Source organism: Geomonas limicola, assembly GCF_014193675.1.
Lineage (GTDB): Bacteria > Desulfobacterota > Desulfuromonadia > Geobacterales > Geobacteraceae > Geomonas > Geomonas limicola.
In genome coordinates this window covers 115,017-135,314 of record NZ_BLXZ01000008.1, presented here as the reverse complement: position 1 = coordinate 135,314, position 20,298 = coordinate 115,017, and the positions used below count along the sequence as shown (strand labels likewise).

Here is a 20,298-nt window from a genome sequence, read left to right as displayed (position 1 = left end):
TTCGCGAAAAGGACCCAGACCATGAACCTGCGCACACTCATCGGCTTCCTCCTGCTGGCCTTCGGCCTGTCGGCTGCCGGATGCAGCGACTACCACGACGGCGCCGCCCAGCAACAGCCCACCCGCATCAGCGGCATCGCCTCCAAGGGGATATTCACCAGCGGCACCGTGAACCTCTACGCCCTGGTGAACGGCAAGCGCGGCGCGCTCCTCAAACAGGCCGCCATCAACCCCGCCTTCGGCACCTATTCGGCGAATCTCGGGAACTACGTCGGCCCGGTGGTCGCCGAGGCGAGCGGCGACTACCTGGACGAGGCGACCGGCAGCGTGCTGCAGGTGCCGGCGGACGCCCCGATACGCGCCGCGCTCCCCAAGGCCCAGGGCGACATGAACCTCCCGGTCACCGCACTCACCGAGATCGCGGTGCAGAAGACCGGGGGGGCCTATACCCCCCAAGCCATCCAGGCTGCCAACGACGTGGTCTCCGACCTCTTCAAGGTGGATATCATCAACACCCAGCCGGTGGCGGCCCGTGCCGCGGACCTGAACAGCGCCTCGGCCGACCAGGCCACCTATACCCTGGCCCTGGCCGTCATCTCGCAGCTGCGCGATAACGGCAGCCAGTCCCTGGCGAGCACCCTCGCCGACCTCGCCAGCAACATCGACGTGGCCACGAGTTCCATGAACAGCGGCACCGCCGACGCGCTCAAGGGGGCCTTGTCAGACTTCACCGGCAACGTTCACAACGAAACCGGCGTCACCGACGCCAGCAACTCTCCCCTGGCCAACGTCGGTACCCGCACCGTGCTGGTGACCGTGAGCGTGCCGGGAAGTGCCCAGTTGGGAGGGGTGCAGGGGACCGTCACCATGCCCGCCGGCGTCACCCTGAACCAGGGGAGCCCCGCCCTGACCGGCGGTGCGGTCGGCACCATCCTGGCCAGCAACCCCAGTGCCGGCGCCCTCACCGTCGGACTCCTCTCCTCCACCGGCTTTGCCTCCGGCAACATCCTGACCTTCACCTGCAGCGTCCCTTCCGCGCAGCCAGTGCCGACGGCCGCGGATTTCACCCTGTCGCAGGTCAAGGTGCTGGATGCCAACCGCAACCTCCTCTCCGCCGGGCTCTCCCTCGCGGTGACGACACTGTCGAGCTTCAACAGCAGCACGTCCCAGAGCTTCACCGTCACCCTGAGCGTTCCCAACGGACTTGCGCTTCTGGGTGGCGTTCAGGGGACGGTCTCCCTTCCCACCGGGTTCACCCTGAATCCGGGGTCCACCACCCTGACCGGGGCCGCAGTCGGCTCGCTGTTGGAGACCAACCCGGGCTCGGGTTCCTTCGTCTTCGGTATCGCCTCGGGCACCGGTTTCAGCTCAGGGTCGTTCCTGACCTTCACCTGTTCCCGGGCTACGGCGGGCTCCGCTCCTGACGCCGGTTCCTTCGCAGTCACGGGGGTCAAGATCCTCAGTAGCGCCGGGACGGAACTCCCGGCCCAGGTAACCGTCACCGTCAACTGACCGCCGTTTAGCGGCGCCTGCCGGAGTCTTTACCCAAGGTTCCCGCGGCAGGCGCCAAGGAGGATAGCCCCGTGAAACAAGGCAGCATCTTAGTAGCACTCGCGTTGTTGCTGGCTGCAGCGCAGCCGGCCAACGCCGCACACAAGCTCCTGGTCACCGACCTGCTCGACACCGGCCAGGCCGAACTTAAGACCGGCTATCAGTTCAGTTTTCTGCGCCCGACCATCAAGAACGTCGGTTCCTACAGCAAGGCCGACGACACCCAGGTGAGCTCGCTGGGCTTCGGGCTGGGACACGGCCTGCAGCTCGACCTCTCCCTGCGCCAGGTTTTCAAGGAGCGCAGCCTCACGCCAGACGGGGTGGAACGGCGCAGCGGCATGGGTGACCTGAGCGCCGGGCTCCAGTACCGGTACCCGCTCCCGGAGCAGGCACCGCTAGCCGTGGTCGCCGGGTTTGCGGTCGCCTTCGACAGTGCGCCCCGGGACGGTGCGGGGGAGCGCAGCACCGTCTTCAGCCCCTCGCTTTCCGCCAGTTACCGCCTGGGGTCCGGGACGATCCCCTACTTCGACTACCATGCCCGCCTCCGGACCAAGGGAGAGGCAGACAGCCACGAGGTGGTCCTTGGTGTCGAAAAGGAGCTGAACCACGTCCTCACCCTGGACGGCAAGCTGTCGGCCGAGTTCGCCACCTCGGCCGACCTGCGCACGCCGGCCGAGGATTATGCTGCCGAACTGGGTGCCTACCTCCAGCTGAGGAAGAACCTCTACCTGCTCCCTTCCGGGGCCTTTCTGCAGCAGTCGCGCCGCAGCATCGGCGAGTTCCGTCAACAGTCCGTCGCCGGTTTCCGTGGCGGGCTCGCGCTCTACTACTACTTCGACTGACCGGCAGTTCACCCGGTACCGTCCCGGCAGGGGCGGTGCCGGGGTGTGCCCAGCGGCAGACCGGTCACCGCCCCACCATAGCCGCCGGAGTGCCCTTTTCACCTTTTCCCCCAAAAATACGCCGGTAGCACAGTCCCTGCTTCCCCCGGCCCCACCTTCAGGGATTGTCCGAGAAGATCCGCCCGAGCCTTTTCCAGGGAGCGCACCAACGCGCCCCCCATCCACGCCTGCAGGCCGCAGCCCGGGTGCGGAGCCACGTCCCAATTACAGCCCCCTCCCTCGACGCTTCCTTTGACTTTGACTTTGCCGTAGTTTTTCCCTAAAGTACCCACTGTGTAAATTTTTTACTCAGAGGACGACATGGCAGCCATCAACGAGCAGCTGACCCGAATCAGCGACAAGATCGCCTCCTTCGGCAAGGAAAACCTGGACGAGACGCTCCACATGGTAAGCGAAGGGGTGCGACTCATCTCCTCCGTCGAGCGGGTGCGCATCTACCTGGAGGACCTGACCCGCGGTGCCCTCTCCTGCGCCTACGCCTGCGGCGACTTCGCCGACGCCATCCGCGAAGAGACCTTCCCCATCATCTCTTCGGAAGCCGCGGTCTCCCTCACCTTCGTGAACCAAAAAGTCGCCCGCCTGGCCCGCCCCACCGAGACCGGCCTCCCCCAGGACCGCGATTTCTCCACCCGTTTCCAGATCGAGGCCAGCACCATCCTCCCCATAGCGAGCGAAGGGAAATCGATCGGCGTCGCCTGCCTGGACGGCATGGAGGTGACCGGGGAGCAGATCGCCATCCTTTCCCACTTCCTCGCCAAGTCCGGCGATCGGCTCGACCAGGCGAGAAAGTACCACCAGCAGCTCCTTCTGGCGCGCCGGGTCGAACTCTACAAACGGCGCGAGGCAGCCGGCTTCATGGTGCGCTCCGCGGTGCGCCTGGTCGACGGGCTCACCCTCGCTTCGGTGCTGGTCCCCAACCGCGCAGGGATGGAGGTGCTGGCAAGCCACGCCGAGGATCCGGAGCTGAAAAGCACCTACGACAGCGTTGGCAGCATCGGGCTCAAGCAGGGGACCTCGCTCGTCTCGCGCTACGTGAACGAAAACGGCATCATCGTCGACGAGCAGCTCTTAAAACCGCTCTACGTGCCGGATCTCTGCGACGAGACCATTCAGCGCCGCGCGCTCACCGAAGAGATGGCGCTGCGCTCCCTGTACATGGTGCCGCGCTACGAGCCGAACACGCACCGTATCATCTGCCTCATCAACTACTTCACCCGGCAGCGGGGCAGTTTCACCGAGTTCGAGCGCGGCCTTTTGCAGACCCACGCCGAGATGGTGGAGCGGGTCATCAACGAGGTCGGCGGCGAGCACCTCGAGATCAAGGTACTCTCCGAGATCTCGGATCTCCTGCAGGAGCGAAACGAGGGGCTGCACCAGTTCCTCACCAAGGTGCTCTCCAAGGCGACCGAGCTGATCGGCGCCGACACCGGTTCCATCGCCATCGTGGAGGAGCGCGAAGGGGAGAAGTGGCTGGTCGTCGAGGACGAGGAAGGGAACATCGTCGGCGCCAAGAACAAGGAGTGGATCAAGAAAAAGATCCCCCCCTTCAAGATCGGCGGCCCCGAACTCCCCGTGGAGGAACGCAGCCTTACCGGGTACGTCGCCTGGTCCAAGAAGCCGCAGATCATCGGCCAGGTCTCCGACGCCGGCCAGCACCAGGGGTTCCACCGCTCCATGAGCGAGCTCATCAAGAGCGAGATGGCGGTCCCGGTCGTCTCCGACGACCAGGTGATCGCCGTCATCTGCTTAAACTCCTTGCAGGAGGGGTACTTCACCGAGGAGCACAAGCGGATCCTGCAGATCATCGACAGGCTCACCTCGCGGCACATCTCGGACATCCAGCGCATCGAGCGGTTGCAGAACGAGGTGACCAAGCTGCAAAGCGACATCGCCTACAAGGACCCCAAGGTCTCCTCCTATCGGCTGGGAAACATCATCGGCAACAGCCGCAAGGCCCAGGAGATCGTCGAGTTCATCAACACGGTCTCGGTGCCGCTCTCCAACCGGATCGCGCTTTGGAGCCGCAACATCCTGCAGGAGGCGACCATCGGGCTCCCCTCCATCCTGGTCCTCGGTCCCACCGGCGCCGGCAAGGAGTTCTTCTTCAACAACCTCTACAACAAGCTGAACGAGCTCTACCGCAAAGAGGTGAACCCGGACGGCGAGCTCCCGGTCAAGAAGACCAACATCGCGGCCTACAGCGGCGAACTCACCTACTCCGAACTCTTCGGGCACATCAAAGGGGCCTTTACCGGCGCCTACAGCGACCGCAAGGGGATCATCGAGGAGGCAGGAGGTGGGGTGGTCTTCCTGGACGAGATCGGCGATGCCGACCCGAAGACCCAGGTGCAGCTCCTGCGTTTTCTGGATAACGGCGGTTTCGTGCGCCTGGGCGAGAACCGCGAGAGGATCAGCCGCGTCCTTTTGGTCGCCGCCACCAACAAGGACCTGCGCCGCGAGATCAGCCTCGGGAACTTCCGCGAGGACCTCTACCACCGCCTGACCGAGCTCTCCGTGGTGGTGCCCTCCTTGAACGAGCGGCGCGAGGATATTCCCGACTTGGCCACCCACTTCCTCGGCAAGCTCTACCGCACCTACCGCGGCCGCGAAGAGGGGCGCGACGAGTCGCCGTCTCTTTCCAAGGACGCCAAGGACGCCCTGGTCGGGCACAACTACCAGGGGAACATCCGCGAGTTGCGCAGTATCCTGTTGCGGGCGCTCTTCTTCAGAAGCGGCAAGGTGGTGACCGGCGCGGATATCAGACGGGCGATCAAGGACGGCTCCCGCGACCAGGTGGTGCCGGCGGCCGAGCGGCTGGTCGACGAAGTGGCAGCCGGTATCCTCAGTGCGATAGCCGCAGGTCAGGACTTCTGGGAGGCGGTCTACGAGCCGTTCTCGCAGAGCAGGATCTCGCGCGACGTGGTCTGCCAGGTCATCGAGAAGAGCCGCGTCCAGGCAGGGAAGACCATGCCCGAGATCGCGCGGCATCTGAAGGCCGTCGGCGCCGACCTCGAGGACGAGGAAGAGCGCAAGCGCTTTTTCCGGTTCAAGAACTTCCTCTACAAAACCGTGCGGATCTGAGGAGGAGCCCCGCTCCCCTGCCGACTCCGTCTGCCTTGCGCCGCGTTTTTCGAGATCTTGAATCATCAGCTCACCGAAACCATGTCGGAAACCCTTACATTTCTTTCCAACCATATCGGCGTTTTTACACGTGAAGCAGTCGGCACAACAGGTTCGATTTTGGATGTTGTTGAAATGACTCAACGACCCACTCTGGCGTGCAATTCTGCTGACGGTTACCTGGGTGCAGGAATCTCTTTCACGGAGGTGGGAAATGAAAGCCTTGAGGATTTTCGCTGCTTTGGTTTTCTGGTTAGCGGGGATGGCAGGACTGGCAGATGCAAGTACCTTGGCCGGGACTCCTAGTGCAGGGGGCTGGTACTTCCCAGGTGGGGGGGGGACCGTAGGTTACGAGTTCCGTTCCAGCCAGGCGTTTATGGTTACCGGGCTTGGCGTGGCCGATTATTACGGGAACGGGCTAACAAGCGGTCGCCCGATCGGTCTCTTTGACATGAATGGCAATCTGCTAGCAAGCGCTACCGTGCCAGCAGGGACGGTGAGCCCCAAAGATGCGAACGGTTACCGGTGGGTGGATCTTGCTACTCCTTATACATTGTTGAGTGATACGGACTACATGCTGGCCGCTTTCTATGCGGACTCCGATCCTTTCGCTAGTTTTGCCTCCGTCAATGCTCCCTTCACCGTGGAATCGGCGTGGTATACCGAAGGGTCGGCGTTAAGCATGCCAAATATTGCATTTGACGTTGGCTTCTTTGGCAGAAAGCTTCGCAAATCATGAGTTAGTGCCAGAGTGGCCCCGCAGGATCGTATGGTATAGCTATTAGCAAACGGAAACGCCGTAACCCCCGAGCAATGAGGGTTACGGCGTTTTTTGCAATGCTACCCAGAAGGACGCGTGTGAAATACGACTTGAATCTCATGTGATCAGGGCGATACCCAAGTCCAGTCCCTGGCTCAGTACGGTCGCAGTTGTTTCCCCGCCCCGATGTGCCAGTGCAGGTGTTTCGAGGACTGGTACTCGCCCAGGTTCGTGTAGACCCGGGCCGCACCGAAGCGGGCCATCAGGTCACCCGCGATGGTCTTTGCCGCGCGCATCAGTTCGAGCAGCAGTTCGTTGTCGGCTTCCTCCAGGGAGATCAGCGATTCGAGATGCTTTTTGGGCAACAGGACGATGTGGTGTTCCCAGATAGGATTGGTGTGGTGGAAGGCAAAAACCTGGTCGTTCTCGTAACAGACCGGCACCTCGATGGTCCGGGTCAGGATCTTGTCACAGTAGAAATCACACGAGGACATCGGTAGGGGTTCTCCTTTTTGTGGTACCAGCGCTAGGGCGCCGCAGCGTAAGTGAGTCGTACGATAAGTAGCTTCCGATAGCTAATCCCTGTCTCTGATGGTCACCCGGATGGTCGTCCCCTTTCCTGGAGCGGTTTCCAGGGAGAACTGGCCTCCCAGCAGTTCGGTACGCTCGCGCATGATGGTGAGCCCCCATCCCGAGCCTGTGGGATGGGGCACCTCCTGCTGCGGTTCGAAACCCTTGCCGTCGTCGCTGATGGTGAGGCGTATCGCGCCGGCATCGTGCAGCACCACCGCGACCTTCGAGGCACCGGAGTACTTGGAGATATTGTTGAGCGCCTCCTGGACGATCCGGAACAGGGCGGTCTCGACGCTGCTGCTCAAGCGCGGGAAGTCCTCAACCGCGATGATCTCCACCTTTATCCCGGTCCTCCTCTGGTAGTGCATTCCATAGGAACGGATAGCCTCCACCAGGCCAAGGGTATCCAGCTGATGCGGGCGTAGTTCAGCCATCAGGTCACGGATGCTCGTGTTGACGTCCTTGAGCAGCAGCCTGGAATCTTCCAGGATCTGCGGGACATCGGCAGCAGCCCCCTCAGGCACCCGCTGCCCCAGGTGACGCAGATTGAACCCGAGAGCCACCAGCAGCTGGCCAACCTGGTCATGCAGATCCATGGCAATGGATTTGCGCAGGTCCTCCTCCTGCATGATGAGGCGCTGGGCATACTTTCTCTGGGTCTGCTCGGCCAGTTTTCGCTGCGTGATGTCGCGGATGATCACGAACGACTGGTTCTCTTCGTTGAGGATGACGGAGCCCACCTCCGCGTCGAACTTCGTGCCGTCGCGACGCACGCAGGTCAGCTCGCACTGGTACCTCCCCTGCAGAGCCCGCTGCGCCAGCGCCTCCGGCAGGCGGGGATCCTTCAGATCCATGACCCCCGCCCGTCCGATGCGGCAGAGCTCTTCTTCGGTCCAGCCGAACATGGTGCAAGCCGCCGGATTTGCCGCTATGACCCTGCCGTCCGGTATCGTTAGAAAGACCGCGTCCATGTTGTTCTCGAACAGGATCCGGTAGCGTGCCTCGCTTTCCAGCAAGCGCGCGGCATCCGCCCTGCGTGCCTCGGCAATCTTCGCCTGGAGTTCGGCTTCGGAGGCGCGTGCCTGCAGGCGATGGAGGGCTTTCACGACAAGACAGATGGCTACGCCACTGACGACGAAAATGAGCAGGCCGAGCCGGTCCGAGGCATCCTGGATCAAGAAGAGGTGGCCATAGGGGGCCAGGCGGTAGGAGGCGAAAAACGCAGAAAGGACGATCGCGAGAAGCCCTGCCGAGGTACCGGCATACAGCGCGGTCACGGTTACGGCCGGAAAGAACAGCAGGAACGGGAAGCGGTGGCCGACGACATCCAGCCATTGGGCCTGCACCAGGGCGGCAAGCGCAACTGTCCCCACGGCGACAAGAAGCTTCCATCCCCCCTTCAGTTTGATCTCCGCTGCACCCATCCCACCCCCGGAACCGATCTCCTACTGTTCAGACGACACCTCTATTGGAGCTGAGAGGGTCCGTTCCGCTCTTAGGATACCAAGGTTCCAGGGTAATGTCTCTGTGATCCATCAGAAGCCGGCATTGATACGTAGCAGACTTTCGGTTGTTCCAGTAGCCCTTGCTGCTACAAAGGAAGGGAGCGGAAATCAGTCCCAAGACGCCCGGCTTGATTCACGCAGAGGTGGCGCTACCAGCAGGAGAAAACTGTGACCGAAAAGCCGTGGTGGCGCCTCTCCCGATAACGAACGGTTGACCGGGATCCGCGCACGCCACGGCTGAAGTGCAGGTGAGGTTGCTCGCTTGCCGAAAGGGAACCGAGGTCGCTTAAGGGGTCTGCGTGGCTTCCCAGGGCGAGCCGTCCGCCTTGGTAAGCAGGACCGACTTCGCGATATCGTCCATGCCATAGGTCACGACCGCACGCCCGGGGGTGCCCTGTCCGAGGCCAAGCTCCATCGGCCAGAACACCAGCTCAGTCAGGCCGATCGTGAAGAGATCGCCCGCAATGTAGATGACGATCCTCGCCTTGGTCCCTTCGTGACTGCCGTTCACGAACTCATAAACATCGGTCTTGGCGTTGTCTTTGGTCTCCGTCATTTTCGGAACCCCGAGAGTTCCCACGATGGCGATCCTGCTGGAACCGTTTTTCACGTTTTCCAGGGCAATCGGTGCCGGCGCAGTGGCTGCCTTGTAGATCGAGCAGCCCTGTAAGGCTAGTGCGCAAGCGACAAGAAGATACAACACACGTTTCATAGATACATCCCTCCATTAAAATAGTATTCAGCAGCATCTTCTCGACGGTTGTGCTAGTAATCGAACATCAGGATCTTCAGCATCGTGTAGCTAGAGTCCTTCGTCACAGCTAGTAAACGTATCAAATCTAACTATGAGATTACCTTCCAGTGGCAGAGACAGTGGGACTATAGGAGATATCATTTAGAAAGTAAATTAAAAATGCCTGACCGATACGTCAGACTACGAGAAGCAGTACTCACAGATCTGCAGAGAGGGCGCACCCCTACGGTATCTCCGGGAGACGCCGGTGGCAGGTAAAAACCTGACTCCTAGTGTTTGCGCCTTTTTATGCTATGATGTCCCTTCTTGCGCGCCGGAGAGAAGTAACGACCGGCCGCCTATCACTCTTTCAAGGACGGACCATGAGCACAATCACCAACGATAAAGTCGTCACTCTCAGCTACACCGTCGCCGACAGCGACGGCAACCTGCTCAAGGCGGACGACGAGCAACTTCAGTACCTGCATGGCGGCTACGGCGGCATCTTCGCTCCGGTGGAGGCGGCCCTCGAGGGGCAGAGCGTCGGTTGCTCGGTGACGGTAAAGCTGCAGCCCGCGGATGCCTTCGGCGAATACGACCCTGAACTGGTCGACATGGTTCCCGTTGAGCAGCTCCCGCAGCCCCTGGAGGTCGGCATGCAGCTGGAAGGAACGGTGCCCGACGACAGCGACGCACCGCCCGCCTATGCGACGGTAACGGACATCGCCGACGGCAAGGCGGTCCTCGACGCCAATCATCCCCTGGCGGGAATGGCGCTGGTCTTCGAGTGCACCGTCGTCGCCGTCCGGGACGCCACCGGGGAGGAACTCGCCCAGGTGAGGGAGAGACACACGCACTGAGGCACTTGTCGATGGACTATTGACAACGAAAGCAGGCACCTGAAATGCGCGAGGGCCGGTCATTGCTGACCGGCCCTCGCTTTGTTTCTCTCGCTGGCTGTTTCCGTTCTCACTCGATCCCGAGGCGCTCTTTTATCTCACGCGCCGAGGCACTGGTGGCGTAGACGGAGGTGCCGACGTCGAAGAGTTTCGACTGCCTGAGCCCTCCCACCACGACAGGATCGAGCCCCGCTCTCCGGGCCAGTTCCACGGCGACGTCCACGGCTTCCCCGTCGTCCCCCGCGATCGGTATGCCGATACGCTCGCCCTTCTGGTTGATCCCCTTTTTAAGATCCTCGAAGTAGACCGAGTTGAACGCCCTCACGATCCGCGCTTCCGGCAGTAGGCGCGAGACCACGGTCCCCATGCCGCCGGCATCCTGCCGCGCTTCGACTGCCATCACCCCGTCCCGCTCCGGGTAAGGGTTCGAGGTGTCGATGACGACCTTCCCTTTCAGGGCCTGTTTTACCTCCCTGTCCAATTCCCGGTAGCTCTTGAGCGGAATGGAGAGGATCACCACGTCGCCAAAGGCGATGGCCTCCTCCGCCGTCCCCACACGAGCGGCAGGTCCGGCCTCCTGGACCAGGCCCTGCAGCGCCTCCGGGTGTCTCGAGCTGAAGAAGATCTCGTACCCCGCCTTGCCGAGCAAGATGCCGAGATTGCCTCCGATATGACCAGATCCGACGATGCCGATTCTCGTTACCTTCATCTGCTTCTCCTCCACGACTGCTCCGGTTACGGTAGCTGCGTCTCCCCTTATCGTAATACAACTCCTACGACGAGAAAAGGAAGCCGTGATCGGGAAGCGGAAACCAAGCTGCCAGTCTAGAGTCGATGGTTGAGCTGTGCCCCCTTCGAACACCACATCAACTTGAGATAACGACGCCGTCGAGGACCTCGCGGACCTTCGCGGCCAGGTCGCCCAGGTTGAACGGCTTTTCCAGGAAGCAGACACCGGGCTCCAGCAGCCCGTGCGGCGCGATGATGTCGGCCGTGTACCCGGAAATGAAGAGACAGCGCAGCTCGGGGTTCAATTTCTTCAGGCTCTGGGCAAGGTCGCGCCCGTTCATCTCCGGCATCACCACGTCGGTCACCAGCAGGTCGACCACCCCCCGGTGCTCCAGCATGAGTGCGATCGCCTCGCCCGGTGCCTGCGCCGTCAGGACACGGTACCCCTGACCGGCCAGGATCTGGGTAGCCATGTCCAGGATGGCCGGCTCGTCCTCCACGAGGAGGATGGTCTCGTCTCCCCCCTCGGCAACCCGCTCCCGCTCCGGAAGCGCCAGGGACTCTCCGGCCTCCAGGTGCCGCGGGAGGTAGATACTGAAGGTGGTCCCCACTCCCGGCTCGCTCGCCACGTCGATAAAGCCGTCGTTTTGCTTCACGATCCCGTACACGGTGGCCAGGCCGAGCCCGGTCCCCTCCCCCAGGGCCTTGGTGGTGAAGAACGGTTCGAAGATGTGCGGGAGCGTCTCCGGGTCCATGCCGCAACCGTCGTCGCGCACGGTCAGGAGGACGTAGTCGGTCCCCAGTACCTCGAGGTGCGTCGCCCGGTAGTTGCCGTCGAAGCTGCGGTTCGCCACTTCTATCACGATCCTGCCGACGTCACGTATGGCATCCCGCGCGTTCACACAGAGGTTGGCGAGCACCTGGTCCAGCTGGCTGGGATCCATCTTCACCGGCCAGAGCCCCGCAGCGGGGTTCCAGCTAAGCTCGATATTTTCGCCGATGATACGCCGCAGCATCCCGAGCATCCCCTTGACCGCCAGGTTCATGTCGAGCGATTTTGGTGCGATGGTCTGCTTGCGGGCAAAGGCGAGAAGCTGACGGGTGAGCCCTGCCGAGCGTTCCGCTGCCTTGCCGATCTGATCGAGGTCCGAGCGAAGTTTTTGGCCGTCCCCCTTCTCGAGCCGCATCAGCGCCAGGTTGGCGTGCCCGATGATCACCGAGAGCATGTTGTTGAAGTCGTGCGCCACTCCCCCCGCCAGGCGCCCCACCGACTCCATCTTGAGGGACTGTTGCAGTTGCTCCTCCAGGCGGCGGCGTTCCGCCTCGTCGGTCTTGCGCTGGGAAAGGTCCCGGATGAAAGCCACGAACATCCCGGAGGGGAGGTACTGGACGCTGACCTCGACCTCGAAGCTGCTCCCGTCCTTGCGACGGTGCCGCGTCTCGAAGCGTTCCTTCCCCAGGTCCTTCAGGCGCCGGATATGTGCCGTCGTCTCCTCGGCGAGTTCGACATCCTCCACCAGGCCGATCTGCTCTCCCAGCAGTTCCTCCTTGGCGTAGCCGCTCATGCGGCAGTAAGAGTCGTTCACTTCGAGGACCCTCCCCTGCGGGTCCAGTATCCAGAAGCCGTCGATGGCGGTCTTCAGGATGCTGCGGAGCCGGTCCTCGCTCTCGCGCAGCAGCGCCTCCGAACGCTTACGCTCCGATATGTCGGAGGCCACCACCAGGAGGTAGGAAATCCCGTCGACCGTGAAGCGGGAGAGGTAGCACTCCAGGAAGACGCTTTTCCCGAAGCTGGTTTCCTGGTTGAGCTCCGCGGACCGGGTGATTCCGTCCCTGAGGGTCTGTTCCGCGACGGCCGTTACCGCCCCTCGCTGCCACGACTCGATCGACCTGAAGTTCTGTCCGCGGACCGATTCGACCGGGCCTCCGATCATTTCGGCAATTCTTGAGTTGGCGTGCACGCACTCCCCGGTGGTGCCTTCGAAGACGACGATGCCGGTCGGTGACTCGGCGAGCAGGGTTTCGATGAAGGCCAGGGACTCCTCGCGGGTCTTCTCGGCCTCCCTGCGCGCGGCTATCTCCGTCTCGAGCTCCCGCTGTTCCTCGCGCAGCGCCGCGACCATGAGCCCCATGCCGATGGCAGAGGCCAACAGCGCGAAGAGCGCGAAGCCGTAGGGGGCGTACCAGGTGTGCCGGGTGAAGGGGTAGGTTGCCGTGCTGATCCCCTGGGTCCACATCATGAGGGCGAGCACCAGCAGATCGTAGTTGGTCCTCTCCCGGTGCAGGCGCCAGACATGGTAGCCGGAGAGCAGGAAGATGCCCGTTCCCACCGCGTGTTGCGGGACGAACAGCCAGGGGATGGGGACGCCGGTGAGACGCGAGAAGAGGATCCAGGCGAAGAGGAGGGCCGGGACCAGGACGAGGCGCCGGTTAGCGGGCTCGGGGCGCACGTATAAGCGCATCCCGAACCAGAACGTGGTGATAAATGCCAGGTAGCAGAAATCCCCCGCGATGGTAAGCCCGGGCAGGGACGCCACTGAGAGGAGTTGGCAGATCAGTCTGAGCCCGTTAAAGAGGTAGGCGATCCCCAAAAGGCGGTACGAGGTCGAGAACTGTCCCGAACGCTGACCGCGCGAAAGCGCGACCAGAAACCCGAAGATCATCAGGGACATCAGGCAGGCGATCACCATTGCCGTTGTCAGGGAAAAGCCACCCATTGGCGTTCCTCTTGCCGCAGACCGTAGGTTTTGAACCGTTACCGATACCTATCGGCACGCCTGAAGCGAAAGTGTAGTCCGCTGGCGGCAGACCCCAGTGGGAGTGCGGCCACAGCGCAGGTGCGGTTTAATCTGACACAGTGTTTCTTCTTTGTCTATCGCTAATCCCCCGAGGGGCACCTGTCATCGACAGGAAGGTTGGCGGCCAAGGAACCTCCCGCAAAATGAAGAGGGCCAGTCATCATGACTGGCCCTCTTCATCGTTATTAACCGAAAGGGCGCTCCCCTGGTTTCTTTCGAACTGTAGCTGGGTGTTATCCCCCCACTCGTGTTCCCAGTGACTTCTTGAGGAGCAGAGCAGTAAGGGTCAGCGCAGCGAAGCCCGCCCCGGCGTAGAAGGTGAAAGGTGCACCGAAGCGGTCCCAGAGCATTCCAGCGACGGCACTGGCAATCAACATGGCGATTCCGCTCACCAGGTTGAAAAAGCCGAAGGCCGTGCCGCGCAGGTCTTCAGGGGCGGCGTGGGCAACCATGGCAGCCAGCAACCCCTGGGTCATCCCCATGTGAAGCCCCCACAACGAGACCCCCACCGCGATAGAACTCCAGTGGCCGCCTGCCGCCAAGACGAGATCGGCTGCGATCAGGACCAGCAAGCCGAGCGACAGCAGCGTCAGGTGGCTGATGCGGTCGGAGAGTTTGCCGAAGGGATAGGCGGCCCCCGAGTAGACCAGGTTCATGCCGACCATGACCAAAGGGACGAAGGCAATCGGAACCCCTCCCTCTTTGGCGCGCAGCACCAGGAATGCCTCGCTGAAACGCGCCAGGGTGAAGACGGCACCGATGCCGACCACCCACCAGTAGGCACCGGTCAGGCGGGCCAGGTTTTCTCTTCGAATGGGGTTCGTGCGGCGGGCGCCTTCCTTCTGCGGCGATTCTTCCACGCCGAAGAGCAGCAGCAAAACGGCGAGCAACCCCGGAATGAGCGCGACCCAGAACACGGCGCGGAAGTTGTCTGCCCAAAGGAGCATCAGGCCGACCGCCAAGAGCGGCCCCAGGAGTGCTCCGACCGTGTCGAGGGCCTGGCGCAGCCCAAAGGCGGCACCGCGAATCTCGGGTGGAGCGAGATCGGCCACCAGTGCATCGCGAGGAGCGCCCCGCACCCCTTTTCCCACCCGGTCCAGCATGCGGGCGGTGAAAACCAGGCCCACGCTCGGGGCGACGGCAAAGAGCGGCTTGGTCAGCGCGCTCAGCGCATAGCCGAAGACGGCCAGGATCTTGCGCTTCTCAAGGTAATCGCTGAGGGTGCCGGAGAAAACCTTGACCACGAGGGCGGTGGATTCGGCCAGACCTTCGAGCACGCCGACCAGGAACGTGCTGGCGCCCAAGGGGCCGACCAGGAACAGGGGGAGCAGGCTGTGGATCATCTCCGAGGAGATGTCCATGAACATGCTGACCAGGCCAAGGGCCCAGATGCCCCGGGGGATACGCTTCAGGGTAGGTGTGTCCATGATGTTACCAGCGTCACGCTTTACGCCCCTTCCGTCAAGGGCGAAATCGTCCAGCTCTTCCCCAGCAGCCCCTCTATCCCTGTCAGGGTTGCCTTGCCGAACTCTCCGCCACGAGAAGCCTCAGCAGCAGGTCATCTTCCAGATTAGCACCAACCTGCTGTCCGTACTGAAGCCAGAGCCGGTTGGCTTCGACGTGCTCCCCGCGCGCCTCTGCCCCGAGCATGGCGGTGACGAGGAGAAAATGCCGGGCGGCAGGTGTGAGACCTCCGCTGCCCGCGAGCAGCGCACGGGCGCCGGCAAGCATCTCGCCCGCATTGCGGTTGCCGACTGCCTGCAACACCCCGAGCCACTGATTCGCCATTGGTGTCGTCTGGGAGGCACACTTTCCCGACATCGTTGCCAGCCAGAGGGGCTCCAGCTCTGCAGGGGTCAAGTAGGGGCTCATGGCTATACCAAGATTGAAGGTTATGCCGAGCCGTTCATCCTCAGCCAGAATCGCATTGCCTGTACAGCCTGCCTTCAAAGCCTGCACCTTGCCGCGCAGATCCTCAGGTAGTGACGCGACCAAATTGCCGGAGACGAGGTAGTCCCGTAACGCGGTGGCTATGAACGCCTGCCGCGATTTCTCGAAGTTCGGTACGGGAGCAATTTCGGTACGGCTCCTCGCCGCCCTTTGTCCGTGGAGCATCTCCAGCGCCGGCACCGGGAAGTTCGAGAAACTGGTGATAGCCTCCGCACTGGCCCCCAGGAACCGGGTGCGCGCCGCACTCTGGTCGAGCACCGGATAGTAGTCGGAATTGGCCCGAATGGGGTAGGACCTAAGGAACTTGTCGAGAAACTTCTTGGTACCGACTTTTCTTATTTCCAGATCCTGCATGCTGCGCACGTTGAGCCGTTGCAAGTCGGCCGCCAGACGCGGCGTCTGCAGGACAGAATAGTCCGGTTCGGGCAGGGAGCCACTCTTTCTCGCGATGATCATCATGTCGATGTCATTGGCTGCATACACGGCATAATCGGAGAAAACTGCAGAAGCCGCTTTGAGAATGGAGGCGACCAGGTCGGTATTGATCTCGTACAACTGGACCCACTGCACGAATACACCCTGCTCATTGAGGTGCTGGGAGACCAGGCGGTAAAACTCCTCGGAAAACAGTCCGGCCACTCCGCTCACCCAAGGGTTGGAGGGCTCGGATACCACCAGGTCGTAACTCTTGTTGAATTTGGAGAAGAAGGTCTTCGCGTCGTCATTGTGGATCTGGCTGCGCGGGTCGGAAAAAACCAGTTCAACCCTCGGCCTGAAGTAACTGGCTCCCTCTATCATCGCCCTTTCAATTTCGATGGTATCGACATGCTCCAGGGCCGGGTTGCAAAGCAACGTATGTGAGGTCATCCCCGAGCCGAGACCGATGGCTGCCGCGGTTTTGGCGTTCGGGTGAAAGGTCATCGGCAGGGCACCGAGCAGGACCATGGTGTATTCGTCGCTGACCGGCGCCTGCCCGGGAATCATCCTCACGGCGGCATCCGGCTTTCCGTTCGTGCGAATGGAGAGCATGCCGTCGGCACTCATGAAACTGCTTACAGTGGCGGTCTTGCCATCCTTGTGGAAGAGCACCCGGTACCTGTCCGGCGTATCCAGGTTACCAAGCCGGTACACCCCTGACCCCATCTTGTAGAGATCCATCTTTACGAAAAGGAGGGTCGCCAGGATGCCGGTTGCCCCCAGCGCCGCTGCGGCATAAAGCGGCTTGAAACTCCTGGTTTCTCGAGTCACAAACAGCACCAGCGCCACGCCCAGGAAGAGATCGATGCTGGCACCGGAGACCATGAGCCCTTTCAGGCCCAGAAGCGGCATTCCCAGGTGAACAGCCGCGAATACCCCCACGATAGCCCCCAGGGTATTGGCGGCGTAGACCGCGCCGATGCTCTTTTCTCCCGCCTTTTCCGTAAGGCAGGCATAGGTGATCAGAGGCAGGGTCATGCCGGCGCAGAAGGTGGTAGGCAGCATGATAGCCATGGCGATGCCGATGTTGGAAAGATTGTAGAGCATGTAGCCGGTGTCGGTTTTGGGCAGGGTTTGCACCACCCACTGCACAATTTTGAAGGTACCGCCGTAGAACCAAAGGGTCGACAGGGCGAGCATCCCCATGACGAGCTGCACCAGGGCGAGGTAACGCACCGGGTTCGCAATGCGGTCGATCCGGCGCTGGATCCACAGCCCCCCCAAGGCGAGCCCTACGATGAAGGCGCTCAACATCAGTTCGAAGGCGTGGGTCGACGTTCCCAGAACCAGGGAAAGCATCCGGATCCAGCCGATCTCGTAAATGAAAGAGGCGGTACCGGTCAACAGGGAAACGGCCAGAAAGACCCGGTACCGAAGAGGGGGTGCCGAGGGGTGGCTGTCGATCTCCTGGTCGAGCACCTCAGGCTGGGGCAGACTCGCGTTTCTGTTGAGGCTCCACACGCTCAAGCCGATGGCGAGGTTGAAAACCCCCGCGATACCGACAGTCCCGGGGAGCCCCGTGAGACGGATCAGGAGGAAACCACTGGCCAGGACACCGAACGCAGCCCCGATGCTGTTAGAGAAGTACAGCATCCCCAAAGACTTCCCCGGGCTGGTTGGGTAGAGCCGAAGCAATCCTGAACTCATCAGCGGGAAGGTCATCCCGAGCAGTATTGATTGGGGCAAAATCATCAGGGCCGAGATGCCCCACTTGTACATGCTGATCGTCAGAGGGTTGCCGAGAGTCGGGAGGATATTGGTATAGGAGAACTCGATGGTCCTGGTGAAGGCAACATGAAAGATCAGGGCGCACACACCGATGAGGCATTCGGCAACTGCATAGGCGGCCAAGAGGTTCTTCCAGCGTACCGAGTACTTGCTGCAAAGCCAGGAACCTATGGTCATCCCTCCCATGAAAATAGCCAGGACGAGTGTCTGCGCATAGGCGGCGTGGCCAAGAAATAGTTTCAGGTAATGCGTCCAGATCGACTCGTAGATTAAACCGGAGAACCCAGAGAGGACAAAAAGGGAGAAGTACAGATTCCTGTTAGTGGACGACATCCAACCTCCGGATCACCTACAATCTACGTTGCGGAATGTTACTGAATTGGCGGGAGCTTACTGGATTTATGAGGTATTTACAACTAAAGAAGTCAAGGGAAACCGAGGGCCAGGCCCGGCTCGGGCGAACTCGGGTACAAAAAAGCTGCCGGGGTAGTGGCAGGCTTTCTTCAGGGAGAAGGCCTCTCACACTTGTAGGCCAGCCCCTTAGGCTTCTCCTCCTCGTGCCTGCTAGGGGATGTCCGCCTCGACCAGTTGTGCCAGGAGCGTGAGCGACTCCTGCCAGCCGAGGTAGCACCCTTCCAGCGGGATCGCCTCGGGTATCCCCTCCTGGACGATGTTCAGCTCGGTGCCGCAGGAGACCTTGCGGAAGGTAATGGTCACCACCATCTCCCCCGGAAGGTTGGGGTCGTCGAAGCGGTCGGTGTGTCGAATAAGTTCGTTGGGGACCAGTTCAAGGTAGCTGCCGCCGAAGGTGTGGCCCTGTCCGCTGCTGAAGTTGGTGAACGACATACGATAGCTGCCACCGACCCGGGCGTCCAGGTGATGCACCTTCCCGGTGAACCCGTGCGGCGGAAGCCATTTGGCCATGGCATCGGCATCCAGAAAGGCCCGGTACACCTTCTCGGGCTTGGCCCGCAACACCCGGTGCAATTTCACGGTATTCGTGGACATGATTTTCCCTCCTGTTCTAGGTAACATAGCGATACCAGAGGTGCTCCACAACTCATTATATCAGCATTGGCAAGTGCCGTGATAGGCAATGAAAGAAGAGGCCTGTAGTAGAACGGAGATGCGAGCTCGCGACTTCGCCCGCTCGTTCCGAGCACCTTGGTCACCCGATTCGGGACCTAGAGCCCACCGGTACTACTAACGGGAAAAACCGCGCCAGGTACTTGCATTGCCCGCGTTCCCCGGTATTCTCAAGGAAACGCAAGAATTAACTTGCCTTAATTTTACCAGTGAACCCAGGTTCACCCTTTCGAGCTCGGAAGGAAAGGAGGTGCAGCGTGTCGTATGGCCAGAGGGTACTACGGAACTACCGAATCATGGCGCCGTCCAACTTCCATCGCTCCAACCAGCGGATTGCTGCCAACCTTGGGGACAAGAGCAAGATCGCCGAAAGGGTCTGGGCCAGCAACCCGGGCCTGATCACGAACTACCTCGCCACCTCGGCAAGGCACGACACCTTCTACCACCAGGCGCAGTTGGGGAGTAAAGTCGACATAGCGCAGCGCGACGCCCTCCAGGCGCAGCTCGTCATTTTCCTCGACGAGATTGCGGCCATCCTGGAACTTGCCGCAGTGTACGACCCCAACATCCTCATCGTCTCCGGCTTCGACCTCGCCAAGGAGCGCAGGGGCCATCCCCGGATCAAATCCGCCGCAGCCGCCGCGCACGCGGCTCACGCAGCAGACGGCGAAGGCCAAAGCGGCAGCTGACTTCCTCCCCGTCCCGGTTCGCACCGGACGCCAGTCTCTCCCCACCGGCAAGAAAGGAGGCTCCTTCGGGAGCCTCCCCATCTCCTCCCCCTAGACCGCTGCACTTGACCACCGCTGCAGATCTCAGCGCAACATTTATTCTCATCCTGACCTGATTCCTGATCGAGGTTGGAAAGCGGGCCGGCTTTTGCTACCATATCTTGGAGTCGGGAGGCAATGTTATGGGAATCGCCAAGGAAGACATTTTAAACCTGAGCATCGAGGACCGATTGCACCTTTTGGAAGTCATCTGGGAAAGCATGGCCGACGAGCCGGGCACTCTCCAGCTTTCCGATGCGCAAAAGCAGGAGCTGGACAGACGGCTCGACTCCCTCCAACTGGATCCTTCCAGCGGCCGCAGTTGGAAGGACGTGCGCGACACCATCCTTAATCGGAAATGACGCGCGAGCTCGTGATCTGGATCGAGGCTGAATCGGATCTCGCCGAAGCTTTCGATTGGTATGAGCTTCAATGCCATGGATATGGCACCCTGTTTCTAGCGGCAGTCGATGCCGCATTTATGGCAGTGCAGGAAAACCACCAGCAGTTCCCCGTCATTTACAAGACCCTCCGCAGAGCACTAGTTCGCCGATTCCCCTACCAGATTTTCTTTGCTGCCGATGATACCCGTATAATCGTACTGGCCATCCTTCACGCAAGGCGCAGTCCAAAACAATGGGTAAAACGGATAAACGCGCCGGAGTGAGTTGTCGGGCCGGGCCACATTCAGCTGCCCTGCACCCAGCTCGCCTGGTCACT

The 20,298-nt window shown here is 61.4% G+C and carries 16 protein-coding genes; 8 read left to right on the top strand and 8 right to left on the bottom strand.

The annotated features are described in order from the left end of the window. Positions 1-21 precede the first annotated feature (21 nt). From H7688_RS18275 to H7688_RS18260, 4 genes are all read left to right on the top strand, one after another. Positions 22-1,512: a hypothetical protein gene (locus tag H7688_RS18275; protein WP_183362652.1), complete on the top strand. Its 1,491-nt coding sequence runs from the start codon at positions 22-24 to the stop codon at positions 1,510-1,512. 71 nt (positions 1,513-1,583) lie between these two features. After that, positions 1,584-2,393, top strand: a complete 810-nt coding sequence (locus H7688_RS18270) for a hypothetical protein (RefSeq protein ID WP_183362651.1) — start codon at positions 1,584-1,586, stop codon at positions 2,391-2,393. 360 nt (positions 2,394-2,753) lie between these two features. Next, on the top strand, positions 2,754-5,534 hold the full coding sequence (locus H7688_RS18265; RefSeq protein WP_183362650.1) for a GPMC system transcriptional regulator: 2,781 nt from the start codon (positions 2,754-2,756) through the stop codon (positions 5,532-5,534). A gap of 253 nt (positions 5,535-5,787) precedes the next feature. After that, the gene (locus H7688_RS18260; protein WP_183362649.1) at positions 5,788-6,312 is read left to right on the top strand and encodes a DUF4082 domain-containing protein; all 525 of its coding nucleotides are present in this window, start codon (positions 5,788-5,790) and stop codon (positions 6,310-6,312) included. Positions 6,313-6,488: 176 nt separating this feature from the next. Here the strand turns inward: H7688_RS18260 and H7688_RS18255 are convergent, their stop codons facing one another. From H7688_RS18255 to H7688_RS18245, 3 genes are all read right to left on the bottom strand, one after another. Continuing rightward, the gene (locus tag H7688_RS18255) at positions 6,489-6,827 is read right to left on the bottom strand and encodes an HIT domain-containing protein (RefSeq protein ID WP_183362648.1); all 339 of its coding nucleotides are present in this window, start codon (positions 6,825-6,827) and stop codon (positions 6,489-6,491) included. A gap of 81 nt (positions 6,828-6,908) precedes the next feature. Next, entirely contained in the window at positions 6,909-8,330 is a 1,422-nt protein-coding gene (locus H7688_RS18250) for an ATP-binding protein (protein ID WP_183362647.1), read from the bottom strand. Between the two features lie 367 nt (positions 8,331-8,697). Beyond that, complete coding sequence (locus H7688_RS18245; RefSeq protein WP_183362646.1) at positions 8,698-9,123, bottom strand: hypothetical protein; 426 nt, start codon at positions 9,121-9,123, stop codon at positions 8,698-8,700. A gap of 404 nt (positions 9,124-9,527) precedes the next feature. Between H7688_RS18245 and H7688_RS18240 the strand changes: the two genes are divergently transcribed. Continuing rightward, a complete protein-coding gene (locus H7688_RS18240) occupies positions 9,528-10,004 on the top strand; it encodes an FKBP-type peptidyl-prolyl cis-trans isomerase (RefSeq protein WP_183362645.1) in 477 nt (158 codons plus the stop codon). A gap of 109 nt (positions 10,005-10,113) precedes the next feature. Here the strand turns inward: H7688_RS18240 and H7688_RS18235 are convergent, their stop codons facing one another. The 5 genes from H7688_RS18235 to H7688_RS18215 all read right to left on the bottom strand — a co-directional run bounded on the left by H7688_RS18235 (position 10,114) and on the right by H7688_RS18215 (position 18,733). Then, the gene (locus H7688_RS18235) at positions 10,114-10,752 is read right to left on the bottom strand and encodes an NADPH-dependent F420 reductase (RefSeq protein ID WP_183362644.1); all 639 of its coding nucleotides are present in this window, start codon (positions 10,750-10,752) and stop codon (positions 10,114-10,116) included. Between the two features lie 157 nt (positions 10,753-10,909). Continuing rightward, entirely contained in the window at positions 10,910-13,489 is a 2,580-nt protein-coding gene (locus H7688_RS18230; RefSeq protein ID WP_183362643.1) for a hybrid sensor histidine kinase/response regulator, read from the bottom strand. 314 nt (positions 13,490-13,803) lie between these two features. Beyond that, positions 13,804-14,997, bottom strand: coding sequence for an MFS transporter (locus tag H7688_RS18225; protein WP_183362642.1), 1,194 nt, complete (start codon positions 14,995-14,997; stop codon positions 13,804-13,806). Positions 14,998-15,079: 82 nt separating this feature from the next. Further along, complete coding sequence (locus H7688_RS18220; protein WP_183362641.1) at positions 15,080-18,058, bottom strand: spermine/spermidine synthase domain-containing protein; 2,979 nt, start codon at positions 18,056-18,058, stop codon at positions 15,080-15,082. Between the two features lie 231 nt (positions 18,059-18,289). Then, the gene (locus H7688_RS18215) at positions 18,290-18,733 is read right to left on the bottom strand and encodes an SRPBCC family protein (protein WP_183362640.1); all 444 of its coding nucleotides are present in this window, start codon (positions 18,731-18,733) and stop codon (positions 18,290-18,292) included. A 335-nt stretch (positions 18,734-19,068) separates the two neighbouring features. Here H7688_RS18215 and H7688_RS18210 point away from each other — a divergent pair, with 335 nt between their 5' ends. From H7688_RS18210 to H7688_RS18200, 3 genes are all read left to right on the top strand, one after another. Continuing rightward, a complete protein-coding gene (locus H7688_RS18210; protein WP_246329877.1) occupies positions 19,069-19,500 on the top strand; it encodes a hypothetical protein in 432 nt (143 codons plus the stop codon). Positions 19,501-19,721: 221 nt separating this feature from the next. Beyond that, positions 19,722-19,940 (top strand): addiction module protein, encoded by a 219-nt coding sequence (locus tag H7688_RS18205; RefSeq protein ID WP_183362639.1) that lies wholly within the window; start codon positions 19,722-19,724, stop codon positions 19,938-19,940. Continuing rightward, positions 19,937-20,245: a type II toxin-antitoxin system RelE/ParE family toxin gene (locus H7688_RS18200; RefSeq protein WP_183362638.1), complete on the top strand. Its 309-nt coding sequence runs from the start codon at positions 19,937-19,939 to the stop codon at positions 20,243-20,245. The genes H7688_RS18205 and H7688_RS18200 overlap by 4 nt, the downstream gene beginning before the upstream one ends. The last annotated feature ends 53 nt before the right edge of the window (positions 20,246-20,298 follow it).

What these genes read in the sequence shown, in the direction of transcription:
- H7688_RS18275 (WP_183362652.1), top strand. Translation starts at nt 22, where the DNA reads ATGAACCTGCGCACACTCATCGGCTTCCTCCTGCTGGCCTTCGGCCTG.
- H7688_RS18265 (WP_183362650.1), top strand. Translation starts at nt 2,754, where the DNA reads ATGGCAGCCATCAACGAGCAGCTGACCCGAATCAGCGACAAGATCGCC.
- H7688_RS18260 (WP_183362649.1), top strand. Translation starts at nt 5,788, where the DNA reads ATGAAAGCCTTGAGGATTTTCGCTGCTTTGGTTTTCTGGTTAGCGGGG.
- H7688_RS18255 (WP_183362648.1), bottom strand. Translation starts at nt 6,827, where the DNA reads ATGTCCTCGTGTGATTTCTACTGTGACAAGATCCTGACCCGGACCATC.
- H7688_RS18250 (WP_183362647.1), bottom strand. Translation starts at nt 8,330, where the DNA reads ATGGGTGCAGCGGAGATCAAACTGAAGGGGGGATGGAAGCTTCTTGTC.
- H7688_RS18245 (WP_183362646.1), bottom strand. Translation starts at nt 9,123, where the DNA reads ATGAAACGTGTGTTGTATCTTCTTGTCGCTTGCGCACTAGCCTTACAG.
- H7688_RS18240 (WP_183362645.1), top strand. Translation starts at nt 9,528, where the DNA reads ATGAGCACAATCACCAACGATAAAGTCGTCACTCTCAGCTACACCGTC.
- H7688_RS18235 (WP_183362644.1), bottom strand. Translation starts at nt 10,752, where the DNA reads ATGAAGGTAACGAGAATCGGCATCGTCGGATCTGGTCATATCGGAGGC.
- H7688_RS18230 (WP_183362643.1), bottom strand. Translation starts at nt 13,489, where the DNA reads ATGGGTGGCTTTTCCCTGACAACGGCAATGGTGATCGCCTGCCTGATG.
- H7688_RS18225 (WP_183362642.1), bottom strand. Translation starts at nt 14,997, where the DNA reads ATGGACACACCTACCCTGAAGCGTATCCCCCGGGGCATCTGGGCCCTT.
- H7688_RS18220 (WP_183362641.1), bottom strand. Translation starts at nt 18,058, where the DNA reads ATGTCGTCCACTAACAGGAATCTGTACTTCTCCCTTTTTGTCCTCTCT.
- H7688_RS18215 (WP_183362640.1), bottom strand. Translation starts at nt 18,733, where the DNA reads ATGTCCACGAATACCGTGAAATTGCACCGGGTGTTGCGGGCCAAGCCC.
- H7688_RS18205 (WP_183362639.1), top strand. Translation starts at nt 19,722, where the DNA reads ATGGGAATCGCCAAGGAAGACATTTTAAACCTGAGCATCGAGGACCGA.
- H7688_RS18200 (WP_183362638.1), top strand. Translation starts at nt 19,937, where the DNA reads ATGACGCGCGAGCTCGTGATCTGGATCGAGGCTGAATCGGATCTCGCC.